Origin of the sequence: Peteryoungia desertarenae (assembly GCF_005860795.2) — a bacterium.
Classification (GTDB): domain Bacteria; phylum Pseudomonadota; class Alphaproteobacteria; order Rhizobiales; family Rhizobiaceae; genus Allorhizobium; species Allorhizobium desertarenae.
In genome coordinates this window covers 2,741,169-2,752,485 of record NZ_CP058350.1, presented here as the reverse complement: position 1 = coordinate 2,752,485, position 11,317 = coordinate 2,741,169, and the positions used below count along the sequence as shown (strand labels likewise).

At 56.1% G+C, this 11,317-nt stretch carries 10 protein-coding genes and 1 pseudogene; 5 read left to right on the top strand and 6 right to left on the bottom strand.

What is annotated here, in order from left to right; genetic code table 11:
• The first annotated feature begins 154 nt into the window (after positions 1–154).
• Both FE840_RS13425 and glnA read left to right on the top strand, forming a co-directional pair.
• Positions 155–493 carry a P-II family nitrogen regulator gene (locus tag FE840_RS13425; RefSeq protein WP_138289719.1) on the top strand — a complete coding sequence of 113 codons (339 nt, stop codon included), beginning with the start codon at positions 155–157 and terminating at the stop codon, positions 491–493.
• Positions 494–550: 57 nt separating this feature from the next.
• Positions 551–1,960, top strand: a complete 1,410-nt coding sequence (glnA, locus tag FE840_RS13420; protein WP_138289718.1) for a type I glutamate--ammonia ligase — start codon at positions 551–553, stop codon at positions 1,958–1,960.
• Between the two features lie 143 nt (positions 1,961–2,103).
• Here glnA and FE840_RS13415 read toward each other — a convergent pair whose 3' ends face one another.
• From FE840_RS13415 to FE840_RS13395, 5 genes and pseudogenes are all read right to left on the bottom strand, one after another.
• Positions 2,104–2,730 carry a TAXI family TRAP transporter solute-binding subunit gene (locus FE840_RS13415; protein ID WP_138289716.1) on the bottom strand — a complete coding sequence of 209 codons (627 nt, stop codon included), beginning with the start codon at positions 2,728–2,730 and terminating at the stop codon, positions 2,104–2,106.
• Positions 2,731–2,742: 12 nt separating this feature from the next.
• A pseudogene (locus tag FE840_RS13410) lies at positions 2,743–3,952 on the bottom strand (IS3 family transposase).
• A complete protein-coding gene (locus tag FE840_RS13405; RefSeq protein ID WP_246318774.1) occupies positions 3,919–4,452 on the bottom strand; it encodes a TAXI family TRAP transporter solute-binding subunit in 534 nt (177 codons plus the stop codon). The pseudogene FE840_RS13410 and the gene FE840_RS13405 overlap by 34 nt, the downstream one beginning before the upstream one ends.
• A 254-nt stretch (positions 4,453–4,706) precedes the next feature.
• On the bottom strand, positions 4,707–5,741 hold the full coding sequence (locus tag FE840_RS13400; protein WP_171033777.1) for a TAXI family TRAP transporter solute-binding subunit: 1,035 nt from the start codon (positions 5,739–5,741) through the stop codon (positions 4,707–4,709).
• 19 nt (positions 5,742–5,760) lie between these two features.
• Positions 5,761–6,429: a hypothetical protein gene (locus FE840_RS13395; RefSeq protein ID WP_171033778.1), complete on the bottom strand. Its 669-nt coding sequence runs from the start codon at positions 6,427–6,429 to the stop codon at positions 5,761–5,763.
• A 657-nt stretch (positions 6,430–7,086) separates the two neighbouring features.
• Between FE840_RS13395 and FE840_RS13390 the strand changes: the two genes are divergently transcribed.
• Together FE840_RS13390 and hspQ are read left to right on the top strand one after the other, a co-directional pair.
• Positions 7,087–8,028, top strand: a complete 942-nt coding sequence (locus FE840_RS13390) for a DMT family transporter (RefSeq protein ID WP_138288638.1) — start codon at positions 7,087–7,089, stop codon at positions 8,026–8,028.
• 81 nt (positions 8,029–8,109) lie between these two features.
• Positions 8,110–8,439 (top strand): heat shock protein HspQ, encoded by a 330-nt coding sequence (gene hspQ / locus FE840_RS13385; RefSeq protein WP_138288639.1) that lies wholly within the window; start codon positions 8,110–8,112, stop codon positions 8,437–8,439.
• A gap of 68 nt (positions 8,440–8,507) precedes the next feature.
• On the opposite strand, the gene FE840_RS13380 is transcribed toward hspQ, so the two are convergent.
• The gene (locus tag FE840_RS13380) at positions 8,508–9,140 is read right to left on the bottom strand and encodes an invasion associated locus B family protein (RefSeq protein ID WP_138288640.1); all 633 of its coding nucleotides are present in this window, start codon (positions 9,138–9,140) and stop codon (positions 8,508–8,510) included.
• 303 nt (positions 9,141–9,443) lie between these two features.
• Between FE840_RS13380 and FE840_RS13375 the strand changes: the two genes are divergently transcribed.
• Positions 9,444–11,210 carry an extracellular solute-binding protein gene (locus FE840_RS13375; RefSeq protein ID WP_138288772.1) on the top strand — a complete coding sequence of 589 codons (1,767 nt, stop codon included), beginning with the start codon at positions 9,444–9,446 and terminating at the stop codon, positions 11,208–11,210.
• Positions 11,211–11,317 lie beyond the last annotated feature (107 nt).

Below are 11,317 nucleotides of genomic sequence, written 5' to 3'. Positions count from 1 at the left end.
GCTTTTGCCTGAGTTTTGGGGGAGATTTGCCGCGCCGGATGCTGAAACTGGAATTTCACAGCAGATTTTCCATGAAATTGGCACGTTGCGTGCATTCTGACCGGCGGGCGGGGCTCATCCTGCTTTAATGAGGGAAGCGGAGAGATATTTTCTCATGAAAAAGATCGAAGCGATCATAAAGCCCTTTAAGCTCGACGAAGTGAAGGAAGCCCTTCAGGAAGTCGGCTTACAGGGCATCACCGTAACGGAAGCAAAGGGCTTCGGTCGGCAAAAGGGCCACACCGAACTCTATCGTGGCGCTGAATATGTCGTCGACTTCCTGCCAAAGGTGAAGGTCGAGGTTGTGCTGGCGGATGAAAATGTGGAGGCCGTCATCGAGGCGATCCGCAACGCGGCACAGACCGGCCGTATCGGAGACGGAAAAATCTTCGTTTCCAACGTGGAGGAAGTTGTGCGTATCCGGACCGGTGAAACCGGCGTGGACGCCATCTAAGTTTCCCTGCAGTCGCGGGGGGAGATCTATCGTCATCAAAATCAAGGAATTCGATATATGACGACCGCAAGTGATATTCTGAAGCAAATCAAGGACAACGACGTCAAGTTTGTCGACCTGCGCTTTACCGACCCGAAGGGCAAGCTGCAGCATGTGACCATGGATGTGGTCTGCGTCGATGAAGACATGTTCGCCGATGGCGTCATGTTCGATGGTTCGTCCATCGCCGGCTGGAAGGCCATCAACGAATCCGACATGGTTCTTATGCCGGACACGGACACGGTTCATATGGACCCCTTCTTCGCGCAGTCGACCATGGTCATCATGTGCGACATTCTCGATCCGGTCTCAGGCGAAGCCTATAACCGCGACCCGCGCGGCACAGCCAAGAAGGCCGAAGCCTATCTCAAGGCGTCCGGCATCGGCGACACCGTCTTTGTTGGACCGGAAGCCGAGTTTTTCGTCTTTGACGACGTGAAGTACAAGGCTGATCCGTATAACACAGGTTTCAAGCTTGACTCATCGGAGCTTCCGTCGAACGACGATACCGACTATGAGACCGGCAATCTCGGTCACCGTCCGCGCGTCAAGGGCGGCTATTTCCCCGTTCCGCCGATCGACAGCCTTCAGGACATGCGTTCCGAAATGCTGACTGTGCTGGCCGAAATGGGCGTGGTTGTCGAAAAGCATCACCACGAAGTGGCAGCAGCGCAGCACGAGCTCGGCATTAAGTTCGACACGCTGGTGCGCAATGCCGACAAGATGCAGATCTACAAGTATGTCGTCCATCAGGTTGCCAATGCCTATGGCAAGACCGCAACCTTCATGCCGAAGCCGATCTTCGGCGACAACGGCTCTGGCATGCACGTTCACCAGTCCATCTGGAAAGATGGCAAGCCGACATTCGCGGGTGACGAATATGCCGGTCTTTCCGAAACCTGCCTCTATTATATTGGCGGCATCATCAAGCACGCAAAGGCACTCAACGCCTTCACCAACCCGTCGACCAACTCCTACAAGCGTCTGGTTCCGGGTTATGAAGCTCCGGTCCTGCTGGCCTATTCGGCTCGCAACCGTTCGGCATCCTGCCGCATTCCGTTCGGATCCAATCCCAAAGCCAAGCGTATCGAAGTTCGCTTCCCGGATCCGATGGCGAACCCCTACCTGGCCTTTGCCGCCATGCTGATGGCCGGCCTCGACGGCATCAAGAACAAGATCCATCCGGGCAAGGCCATGGACAAGGATCTCTACGACCTGCCACCAAAGGAGCTGAAGAAGATCCCGACCGTCTGCGGTTCGCTTCGCGAGGCTCTCGAAAGCCTAGACAAGGATCGCAAGTTCCTGACCGCCGGCGGTGTGTTCGACGACGATCAGATCGATGCCTTCATCGAATTGAAGATGCAGGAAGTCATGCGCTTCGAAATGACCCCGCATCCCGTCGAATTCGACATGTATTACTCGACCTGATGTTGGCATCCGCCACGTAGATTTGAACCGAAGAGGCCGGTGAAACATGTGTTTAACCGGCCTTGTTCATTGGGGCTGTTGGCCTGCACATGAGACATGGCCGTGTGGGGCGTCGCACGGCCGTTGCCAAACCATTTCCCCGATCAGGGCTTCAGATGTTGCCGCAACAGATCAAGATACTCGTTATTGGCCGGTGACGTCTGTGCGCTCGCGACCGTGCAATTCGGCTTATAATCTTGTGCGAGGCCAGCCTTGACGCAGGCACTCACTTCCCAGCCCGGGGGTAACGCGGTGAGATCGACCTGCTTCCATTTGGGATGACCGGAAGCCTGTAGTCTATCTCGGCCATCCAGGATCAGTCGGGCGAAGTCAGAGACAGTCTTGCAGCTCTCTTGCTGATAGGCGTTGCCCCGCGCCTGATAATCGAAGGTCATCAATACAGCCTTAACGGCAACAATACTCACCTCTTGCTGCTGAAAGGTGTAGGTTCCAGCAGCGATTTTCGCCGGCGTGTACGTGGCCAGAAGCGGTGCGTCCTTGATGGGGACCAGGTGGAAGCGGGAGCCATCGATCTGGTTGTTTGCGAACAGGGACGCCGGCGCACCGGCAACATAGAAGAAGGCATCAATCTGTCCCTGCTCCAGAAGGGGAAGGGCTTCGTCAGGATTGAGCGGTAGCCTCTGAGCATCGTCCACGCCGAGAATGTCCAGCATCAAGGTCGATGTGAGGCTCGTGCCGCTGTTGGCCTTGTGGAGTGCACCCCGTTTCACCGGACATGTCGGCTAGTTTGATTTAGCCCTGATGAACTGCCGTGGAGAAGCCATCTTGAGCGCGGAATGGGGATGGATTTCGTTATAGTCCTCGATCCATCCGTCGATGAGCCGGAGCGCTGTTTCGGCGTCCGGTAGAGCTGAGATGCGGATATAGTCCCGCTTCAAGGTTTTGACGAAGGCCTCCGACATGCCGTTCGACTGCGGACTGGCCACCGGCGTGAAGCAAGGCGTCAGATTGAGCGCCTGGGCAAACAGTCTCGTGTCCCTCGCGGTGTAAGCCGAGCCATTGTCCGAGAGATGCTCTATTGCGTGCGGGGCTCTCGTTGCTGCGAAGCGCTTCTCGACCGCCTCCAGCATCATGTCGCGCACGTCAGAGCCGGAGATGCCGCCGTTGGCGACCGCCGTCCAGGCGATGATCTCGCGGTCGAAGGCGTCGATGATGAAGGCAAGACGAATGACCTCGCCATTCCAGCAGGTGAACTCCAACCCGTCCGAGCACCAGCGCAGGTTCGAGCGCATGACCATCACCTTGCCGTCATGGAGGCGGCCCTTGCGAACGGCGGTGTGCTTCTCCAGCAGCATGGCGTGGTTGCCCATGATGCGATGAACCCGTTTGGCGTTGACGACAGGCTTATCGGCGGCTCGCCTCTCGCGATTGAGGAGCGCGGTGATCCGCCGATAGCCATAGGTTGGCCTTTGATCCACCAGCCTGCGGATGATGGGCAAGAGGTCTGCATCCTCGGCCTTGTGATAGGAGCGACGCGGCTTCGATCTGCCTTTCAGCCGCTCGATCAGGTTGGAACAGGATACGCCAAGCGTGTCGGCGACTGATTTCATCGGGAACCGTCCTTCGGCAACAAGATCGTAGCGATATCCGTTTTTGAGTCTGCTTTGGACAAGGCTTCGCGGAGAATTTCGACCTCCATCGTCTTGCGACCGAGCATGCGCTCCAGCTCGCGGACACGATCCTCCAGCTTCTTCACTTCCGAATTGCCGACAACCGGCTCGTCCGATCCACGGCTGCAGCACCTCCCTCACTCAAAAGCCTGCGCCACCGGTAAAGCAGATTGGGCGCGACGCCATGGCGGCGAGCGGCCGAAGACACCGTCTCGCCTGGTTCGAAACTCTGCTCGATGATTGTCAGCTTCTGCTCGGTTGTCCAGCGCCTGCGGCGGACATCACCCGTCAGCAATTCAACATGTCGATACTCGTTAGACATAAGCCTGTCCTCAAGCCCGTGCTTGAGCCTTTCTGCTTATGCCGACTGTCCGGTCGAAATGGGGGGCAGTTCACCTTGCCAATGGCAACACGCTTGCCCGACAGATCCTTTAAACTGTTGATGTCGCGGCGCGCCAGAACATGAACCTCCTCGTTGTATAGGGGATACATGATGCGCATGCCACGGATGGCCTGCTGGATCTCCGCATCATTCACTTCATAGGTTTTCAGGTATTCGAGCACATCACTCTGCACGATCCCGAACTGGGTTGCACGGCGATTGCGAACAGCCGCAAAATTCTCAAGAGATCCCACACTCTCGACAACATTCAAAGGCAGGCCACATGCCTGTCCGAGCGATGCAATATCGCGACCGATCTGGATGTAGGTTCCGCTCGGTCCCCCTGTCATAATGTTTCTTTCGAAATCACTGGCGGTGACAGTGACGGGGGTTAAACCGATGCACATGACCGACGCAGCACGCCACAACTTTGAAAACATGAATTTCCCCTTGGTTCGCATGGCAAAACTGTTGCCAGTGATTACCCGCTCAACCCGCTATAGGACCCCTCCCGCATGACCAAGTCGTTTGAAGTCAAACGCTTGATTGCAGCGTGGATCTGGTTATCTGGATGGTCAGGACAACGGTGTTGTCCTTATGGCAGCCTCGGCGCCAGTTCCCAATTCTCATTCGGGCAACCAGGTGCGAGAGCCGCATCTTTGCCCCCCCGTTTCTCTTGCGACATCTCCGACGATCAGTTTTCCAACTGGCGCTTGATCAGATCGAGATAGTCCTGGTTTGCATCGCTCACGGAGGCTGTCGGCTGGGCGGCGCATTGCGGCTTGAAATCAGGTTGAAGACCCTGTTTAACGCAGGTGCCGATTTCCCAGCTTGGCGGGATCTCTGTCAGGTCGACGCTCTTCCACACCGGATGCCCGGTGCTGCGCAACTCGTCCAGATTGTTCACGATCAGGTTCGTCAGATTCGCAATGGCATTGCAGGCGTTCTGATAGTAACTGTTTTTCCGCGAACCAAACTCGTAGGTCATCAGCAAGGTCTTGTTGGAAACAATCTCAACATCGTTCGGCTGGAACGAGTAGGTCCCGCCCGGGATGACCGTCGGCTTGTAGCTTGCCTTCAAAACCGCATCCGTGATCGGCACGATGTGAAAACGGTCATCAAGACGACCGTCGGCAATGGCCGGGTTTGGGGCGCCCGCCACATGCATCAGCGCATCGATTTCTCCCTGACGCAGGAGTTCGATCATCTCGTCAAGCGGACGATTTACGCGTTCAGCCACCTTGATGTCGAGGATGTCGAAAATCAATTTCGAGGTTAAGTTTGTGCCGGCGTTCACATTGCCGACACCGACCCGCCGACCATTGAGATCCTGGAGCGAACGGATGCTCTTTGGTGCAATGACCTGGACTTCGGCGTTATAAAGGGGCAGCATGATCCGCATCCCTTGGGCTGCGAGCCTGGCCTCGCGGCTCTGCGTTTCGTGCGCCTTGATGTAGTCGAGAATATCACTGGGAACGAGACCGAACTGCGTGTTGGGACGATCGCGCACACCAAAGAAGTTCGCGAGCGATCCTTCGCTTTCGACAACATTGATCGGAATGCCGCAGTTCCCGCTGATGCGCGCGATATCTTCCGCCACCGCATATTGCGTGGCGCCCTTGAACGCACCCATGATGTTTTGCTCAATTTGCTGGGCATTGGCGCTGGCAGCCAACAAAGGTAAAGCCAGAAGCGCCCCTGCAAGAACCAAATCAAATCTATTTTTCACAGTAATCCCCCAAACAGGTTCAGCAATCGCTATCGAGGCCGCGGATCAGGTCCCTCAACGGCACAACTGGTACCGTGCTCCCAAAGGCGGTAGCGAGGCTGCTCGACACGCATTCACCCCGCACAAGCCTGGCCTCCAGGTCACGCCGGGCGTCACCCGACAGAGTGTTCAGACCATTTGCCTTCCGAAGAGCTTCTTGAACCTCAGAAAGCTGTCGAGGAACCAGTTCGGGAACGGCAGTCAACTCGCTGCCGCGATCGACAGCGGCAGTCATGTCCGCTGATGATGTGTTGGCCGGTGCCGTCACCTGCGGTGAAAGCGGCAAGGGCTGATCGCTTGCGATCGACGCCGACGGCGCTGCTTGCTGTTCAACGATCGACAGACTCTGCACGGAAACCGGCGGTTCTTCCGCCGGGGCGAAGCGCGCTTCGAGATCGGTCTGGGAGACCGTTGTCGCAGTTTCCGTCATAGGCTGCGAAACGGCACGTGCCTGGCTTTGCAGCTTCTGCTCCAGATCAGCCTTCTGCTGCAAGACCGCTTGCGCAAGACGATCCGCTTCTTCCTTTTCACGCATGGCCACGATCACCCGCGACTGCAGGTCTTCGACCTGCTGCCGCAACATCTTCGCGTCGGTTCTTGCATTCTGGATATCGAATTCTCGCCGACTTTGCTCTTCAGCTGTCCACAATCGTCCGCCATCCATCGCATTTGCGCCGCCAACAGAACTCCCACCGGAAGATGTTAGCGCTGCCACTGAAGTAGACATTCCGTAAAAGCTATTGACTGCAGCACCAGTTATGAAGGCGACGGGGATAGCCATCCCCAAAGCCCATGGCAAAATGCTAAACCTACGTTCTTGGCTGCGAGAACCAGCCGTTTCTTCTTCCCAACGAGTACGCAACTACTTTACCCCTTGTTAATGGCGGCATTCTTAGTCAGGTGTTTTTAGACACACAAGGTAGAATGTATGGGACCAGTACAAAGTTATTAAGGCAAGGTTAACAACGGTGGCGTACCGAAAGAATATGGTCAGGAATGAGGCGAATTTATGCGGCGTACGGGGAGCGAAAATTTCACTGTTTTTGTTGAATAAATCGAATATTTTTGGAGAAAATCGAGGTAATTTGACGAAATTGTGGCAAAATGGCTCAAGAAGGTCGCTGATATACATTCGGCGTTATTTTGTTAGCGTTTTATACTTTAGAACATCCGATGTGCGCCGCGCCGGCGCCGCGCACCCGTCTTGGGCGTGATGTTTCCGCTTTCATCCAGTCGGAATGCATGCCAAAGCTGGGAGCAAGGCGGCACGGTGTTGCCGTGGCATGATCGTCGAAATTGAGCTGGCATGGACCATTCTTCGCAACAGCAGCAACCAGGATATCTCGACTGGTTCATCTATGTGCTGACCCCGTTATTCTTCTCAAGCAATATTATCTTCGGTCGGGGTCTGGCCGGGGAAAGCGCTCCTTTCACGACCGCTTTTCTCCGCTGGTTAGGCGCTGCAATCCTGGTGGCGCCCTTCCTCTACGCTGATCGCCGTGCTGCTATTGGCTTTGTCCGCAGCCAGCCAGCGCTCTGGCTTTGGCTTGGTATACTCGGGATGGGGATATGTGGGGGTGTGGTCTACTGGGCTCTCATATACACGACGGCCACCAATGCGACCTTGATCTATACGACGTCTCCGCTGTTCATTCTCGTTCTGCAATGGCTTCGGCACGGAAGAGCAATCGCAGCCCGGGAGTTCCTGGGCATGGCTCTTGCCTTCGCTGGTGTCGGTGTCATCGTGTTCAAGGGCCAGATTGCGGCCCTCGCCAGCTTCGAATTCAATTTCGGAGATCTGGGCATTCTGGTCGCCGCGATTGCATTCGCAATCTATTCGCTTGCCCTGCGGGGCCCTGCCCCGTCCCAGCTGAAGCCGATGACCGTGTTCGGCATCCTGGCGGTGTCGGGTGCGGTTGTGCTTGTTCCACCTGCGACTTACGAGATTTATTCCGGGGCGCCGCTACCTGATGCACCGGATGACTGGGTTATGCTCGCTGGCATGGTTGTCTTTGCATCGCTCGCCGCTTTCTACTGCTACCACCACACCGTTCATGCCTTGGGCGCGACTTTGGCCGGCACGACGCTCTATCTAATGCCGCCAATGTCGATCATCTTGGCTGTCCTGTTTCTCGATGAAACCATCGAGTTTTACCACGTTGGCGGCGTGGTGCTGGTCATGGGAGGGCTGCTCCTCGCCACCGCACCTAAGAATGACCGTCGTCGAACGGCGCAAGGCAAGCAGTGACCAACTCTGCGTGAGTGCAGCACAGACCCTTGATCTTCACCCTTCATCCTCCCAAATAAGAGGGTGAAAGGACGTGAAGCCATGAAACAACGAAACGCTAAATTTGGTATCGGAGACGTCGTCAGACACAAGGTGTTCCCGTTCCGCGGCGTGATCTTCGATGTTGATCCGGAGTTTGCCAATTCCGAAGAATGGTGGAATGCAATTCCGGCCGAAGTCCGACCGAGCAAGGATCAGCCCTTCTATCATCTGCTGGCTGAAAATGCGGAGACGGAATATGTCGCCTATGTTTCCGAACAGAACCTCGAGCATGATCACAGTGCTCTGCCATTGCGCAACCCACAGATCCAGCAGATTTTCGAGATGGAGCAGATGGGCCGCTACAAGCCAAAGGTCAATTTTGCCCATTGAGATGCGGTAAGGCATGAAAAAGCCCGCGGAAGCGGGCTTTTTCATTGGTCGCACTTTCGAAGATCGGATCAGTTGCCTTGCTTGGCAGCGTCCTGTGCTTCCTTGATGGCTTGCGTGCGCTCTTCCTGACGCTTCTGCATTGCTTCCTGCAGCAGCCGCTGGCGCTCTTCCGCCTGAGACTGTGTGATAGCTTCGCCGTCAAAAGCTCCGGTGAAGCCATCAAGCGGGATCCTGATGGGGTTTGGTGCGCGGCGGAAGTTGATCGAAGTGAAAACGACTTCATTGCCACGCTTCATGCTGTTCACGATCGCATCCGTGAGGGGGATTTCGGCCGTGCAGCGATCCGGCAGGCAGACTGCGTAATCGAGCTTGGTCCCCTCGCCGCCGTCGATCTGCATCATGACGCCCGGCGGAATCAAACGTGCTGTCGGAACAGTCACCTGCAGAAGCTTGCGGTTCACCTTGCCTTCCACGGTGATGAGGCCGACAGCGGTTAGCAATTGGCCGTTCTGGGCGAGCTGTTGGTTCTGGACGATACAAACGTCCGACTCCTCCTGCTTCGAGCAGGTCTTGAACCAACGAGATGGAGCCGCCGCACCGGCCTCCTGCGCCTGCGCGATGGCTGGCATGGCGGCCGAGCCAACGACCAGAGCGAGAGCAGACAGAGCAGTCCGCGTTGTCTTGTTCATCTTGGACATCATAACGTCTTTTGTCTCCTGAAAACCCCTGTCGCGCGATGTGTTCATCGCGTCATTCACCGGTCATGCTGTGCGTCACTGTCGATCAAATGAGGCAAATGCATGACTCCTGCGTTCCGGCACACCTGTTACATTGCAGCGTGCGGAATTTCCAGCCCTTCTTTCGAAGCCGACCAGTCTTGCCCTCGTGGCATCGCTATTTGTTGGTTTTGTGGTCGGTGTGCTAGCTTGCGACGATTCCACCACGTCCTCAGGGAGGCCTTCGTCTTGCGCCGATTGCTCATCAGCTTGCTTTTTGTTCCGGTCATGTCCATCGCACAGGCCGAACCGCTGCATGGCATAGCCATGCACGGTCAGCCGGCGCTCGACGCGAATTTCACACATTTTCCCTATGTCAATCCGGATGTGAAGAAGGGTGGCCGGGTAAATTATGGCGTCGTGGGCACGTTCGACGCTCTCAATCCCTTTGTTCTCAAGGGAATGCGCACCACTGCTCGGGGCGTCTGGGACCCGGAATTCGGCAATCTTCTGTATGAACCACTGATGGCGCGATCAAGCGACGAGCCGTTCACACTTTACGGGCTTCTTGCGGAAACGGTCGAATGGGATGATGCCCGCAGCTACATCCAGTTCAACATCAATCCAAAGGCCCGATGGCATGACGGACAACCCGTTACGCCGGAAGATGTGATGTTCACCTTCGAACTCTTGCGCGACAAGGGCCGGCCACCATTCAGCTCACGAATGAACTCGGTCGAGAAAATGGAAAAGGTTGGGGACCGGAGCGTCAAGTTCACATTCAATGACAAGGCAAACCGCGAAACCCCGCTGATCTTTGCGCTGGGTACGCCGATCCTGCCTAAGCACGCAATCAACCCGGAAACCTTCGATCAGGCAGGCCTTGAAATACCGGTCGGGTCGGGCCCCTATCGAATCAGGGAAATGAGGCCGGGTGAAAAGATCACCTGGGCACGTGATCCTGACTATTGGGGCAAGGATTTGCCAACGAAGGTCGGTCTGGACAATTATGACGAGATCAGCGTGACCTACTTCCTGCAGGACTCAACGCTGTTCGAGGCCTTTAAGAAGGGCGACATCGATATTTATCCTGATGGTAATGCGGCCCACTGGCAACGCGCTTACAACTTCCCCGCCGCCACCAATGGCGACGTGGTGAAGGATGTTTTCAATCCAGGACTGCCGTCCGGCATGCTGGGCTTCGTCTTCAATACACGCCGACCGATCTTTGCCGATCCTAAGCTGCGGGAAGCAATGAGCATGGCATTCGATTTCGAATGGTTGAACAAGACGCTCTATGACAATGCTTTCAAAAGGACCCAGAGCTTCTGGCAGAATTCCGATCTCGGTGCCTTTGGTAACCCGGCGGATGAAAAGGAACTGGCGCTTCTTGGTCCTGCCAAGGATCGAATTCCAGCCGCCATTCTGGATGGGACTTACACGCTTCCCGTGACCGACGGATCGGGCGGTGATCGCGCGGTGTTGCGTGAGGCGGTGCGATTGTTCGGTGAGGCGGGTTACTCCATCAAGGATGGCAAGATGACCGGCCCGGATGGCAATCCATTGGCTTTTGAAGTCATGACCCAGAACGCGGACCAGGAGAAGATGGCACTTGCCTACCAGCGCGCTCTTCAACTCATCGGAGTGGACATGACGATACGCACGGTCGATGACGCGCAGTATCAGGCCCGCTCGAACAGTTTTGACTACGACATGATCATCAAGGCCTATACCTCTTCCCTTTCACCAGGCGCGGAGCAGATCTTTCGCTGGGGCTCAACGTCCCGCGATGCGGAGGGGAGCTTCAATTTTGCTGGTGCGGCGGACCCCGATATCGACCGAATGATCGATGCACTGGTCAATGCGCGCAGCCGGGAAGATTTTCAATCCGCCGTCCGGGCGCTCGACCGATTGCTGGTTGCGGGTCACTATGTCGTACCGCTGTATCATATCGGGGAGCAATGGGTTGCTCGCTGGGCTTACATCGGCAGACCCGAGGGTACGCCGCTCTATGGCTATCAGCGCCCGACATGGTGGGATGCGCGCGTTCAGTGAACCAAAAATTTGACGCTGTGTTTTCGGGCCGGAGCTTGTCTCCGGCCTTCATTGCTTTAGAGCCCTTCATTTTCAAACGGAACCATCAGTCTTCTGCCAGAAAAGGA

Bases quoted from the DNA above. Each gene is read 5' to 3' on its own strand.
- FE840_RS13425 (WP_138289719.1), top strand. From the start codon at position 155: ATGAAAAAGATCGAAGCGATCATAAAGCCCTTTAAGCTCGACGAAGTG.
- glnA (WP_138289718.1), top strand. From the start codon at position 551: ATGACGACCGCAAGTGATATTCTGAAGCAAATCAAGGACAACGACGTC.
- FE840_RS13405 (WP_246318774.1), bottom strand. From the start codon at position 4,452: ATGTTTTCAAAGTTGTGGCGTGCTGCGTCGGTCATGTGCATCGGTTTA.
- FE840_RS13390 (WP_138288638.1), top strand. From the start codon at position 7,087: ATGGACCATTCTTCGCAACAGCAGCAACCAGGATATCTCGACTGGTTC.
- hspQ (WP_138288639.1), top strand. From the start codon at position 8,110: ATGAAACAACGAAACGCTAAATTTGGTATCGGAGACGTCGTCAGACAC.
- FE840_RS13380 (WP_138288640.1), bottom strand. From the start codon at position 9,140: ATGATGTCCAAGATGAACAAGACAACGCGGACTGCTCTGTCTGCTCTC.
- FE840_RS13375 (WP_138288772.1), top strand. From the start codon at position 9,444: ATGTCCATCGCACAGGCCGAACCGCTGCATGGCATAGCCATGCACGGT.